Below are 2,313 nucleotides of genomic sequence, written 5' to 3'. Positions count from 1 at the left end.
CGGGTGTTGGCATAGTATGCTCCTGGTGAGCGCCCTCCGTTTGCGGATAGACGCAGCAAAACAAATAAATGAACCCCATTTGATGAGAATGGGCCACAGCCCCAGACCCCAGTCTGCGACAGCGTACCAACACAGTTGCAACTTGCAGGCCAGAGTGGGAAAGCAGAAGAAATGAACACACTTGATCGGATTTACCTATTGAAATAACAAGAGAAATTAATTTTAGAACACGCGCAAAGCTGCCTTGCGGCGCAGCACTGCAAATTTAGTGCCGCTACGTAAACTTGAGCCACTTCTGGCCCGGAAAGTAAACAAGACGCCAAAAGGCAGCTATATTATTGAAATATATGGGAAATCAGCGGGCCATTTTCGGCCCAGTCTGGGCTGCTTTTGGCTTACCCCTGAAATATAAGGGGAAATCGGAATAAGAACTCAAAGACAAGGTCCTTTTTGAGCTGAATTTGGGGGCTTCAGATCTCAAATGACCTCCAAAACAATTCCTCTTAGGGGAGCTTATAGTGACCTTTGACAGCGAAGAATTGCTTTCAGATGAATACTGCTCAGGAATAATGCCTGATATGCAAACTGGCTGAAGCTGGTAGCTCAGCCTATCGCTATTCATCTTCCAGTTCTTTCGAAGGGGATTTTTCTCCTGATCTGGCGTCCTGCGTGCACCCCCTCTATTTTTCACTGCTTTTGAACGCCTTTCATTGCCTTTGAGCGCCTATGAACGCCTATACGCCCAAGATCTGCTCCGATTAGACTTCCCTGCAAGCGTGAGCACGCCATAAGCTAAGACTTAGATCTTGCAAGAGCTGGCACACTACGCATTACTTGGATGTTATGTGAGGGGGAGTAGATTGTGCCAAGTCGTCAGCGCCTTACAGAAAAGATTGCTCGCACAGCAAAGCCCACGGTTCGGCAATACCAGCTGTTTGACAGCGTGGTCGCCGGCTTTGCACTGGTGATCTACAAGTCCGGCACCAAGGCGTTTAACGTGTCCTACCGCGTCAATGACCGCCAGCGTCGCTACACCATCGGCCAATGGCCGGCCTGGAGTGTAGTCGCAGCACGAGAGCGAGCCAAAACCATCCGCCGGGAGATTGAGCTTGATTGCGACCCGTTGGGCAACCGGGAAGCAGAACGTGTTGTGCCGCGCGTAAGCGATCTTATTGAGCGTTATATCGATGAGCACCTACCCAAACTTGCCGCCCGCAATCAGACAGACCAGATTTCCATGCTGAGTAAATTGGTGCTGCCGCAGTGGAAGAACCTTCTGGTGCGCGAGATTTCACCTGCGGATGTCAACAAGCTGCTCAGCAACGTGGCCGCTGGGCGACATCGTCCCGCAAAGAAACTCAAACGCCGAAGCAAACCAAAATCCACACCGATCCGCGCCAATCGTCTGGGCGAGATCTTGCGCAAGATGTTTAATCTGTCAGTGCAGTGGAAGATGCGTCCTGATAACCCTGCTCATGGATTCTACAAGAGGCTAGAGAATGCCCGCGAGCGGTTCTTGTCACTTGATGAGATCAACCGTCTGTCTGATGCGCTCGAGAACAGCAAAGACAAACGCGGGGCTGATGTGATCCGCCTCTGCCTTCTCACAGGCTCACGTCTGGGCGAAGTAAGATTTGCCCGCTTTGAGCAGTTCAACCTCGAACTGCTTACTTGGTTCAAGCCAGCAACCAATACCAAACAGAAGCGTATCCACCGCCTGCCTATATCACCTGAGGTCGCTGACCTGGTGAGGAGACGCCAGTCCGTTGTCTCCGAAAACTGCCCCTGGCTGTTTCCAGGAGACGTTTCCGGGCAACCAGTTCATGAAATGCGCCGGTATTGGCAAGGCATCTTGAAGCAAGCAGAAATCTGCGATGTCCGCATTCATGATCTGCGCCACACTTTTGCATCTCTTCTGGTGTCTGGAGGCGCTTCACTTGAAGTAATCGGCAGGCTCTTAGGCCATACTCAGATGAGTACAACCCAGCGCTATGCTCATCTGATGGAATCTCCATTACGTGAAAGCGTTAATGCAGTTGCAGGTTATGTGACCGCCAAGCCACGCCGACACACGCAGCAAATTATCCCACCTCCTCCAACCTCACCTGTCTTTTCTGCACTAACTTTGCCTGCTAGTTCTCCCGTGCCGTTTTCAGCGCCTGCCAAAGAGGCTGAATACGGCGACGGATGGTACTCATATCAGGCGCCTCTCCGGCTGGAGAGACCTCAATAAACCAATCCTGCATCGCACTGGCGAGCTCATTCAGGGTATTGGGGACGCCTTGCGTAAACAGATGCACAAAAAGCGGTGCC

General features: G+C 51.7%; 1 protein-coding gene. It reads left to right on the top strand.

What is annotated here, in order from left to right; translation table 11 throughout:
- The first annotated feature begins 862 nt into the window (after positions 1–862).
- Positions 863–2,233 carry a site-specific integrase gene (locus PPL9_RS18355; protein ID WP_082596959.1) on the top strand — a complete coding sequence of 457 codons (1,371 nt, stop codon included), beginning with the start codon at positions 863–865 and terminating at the stop codon, positions 2,231–2,233.
- The last annotated feature ends 80 nt before the right edge of the window (positions 2,234–2,313 follow it).

This window comes from Pseudovibrio sp. POLY-S9 (genome assembly GCF_001431305.1).
Classification (GTDB): domain Bacteria; phylum Pseudomonadota; class Alphaproteobacteria; order Rhizobiales; family Stappiaceae; genus Pseudovibrio.
Note: the sequence above shows the minus strand (reverse complement) of the source record. Positions and strands in the feature narration are given on the sequence as shown.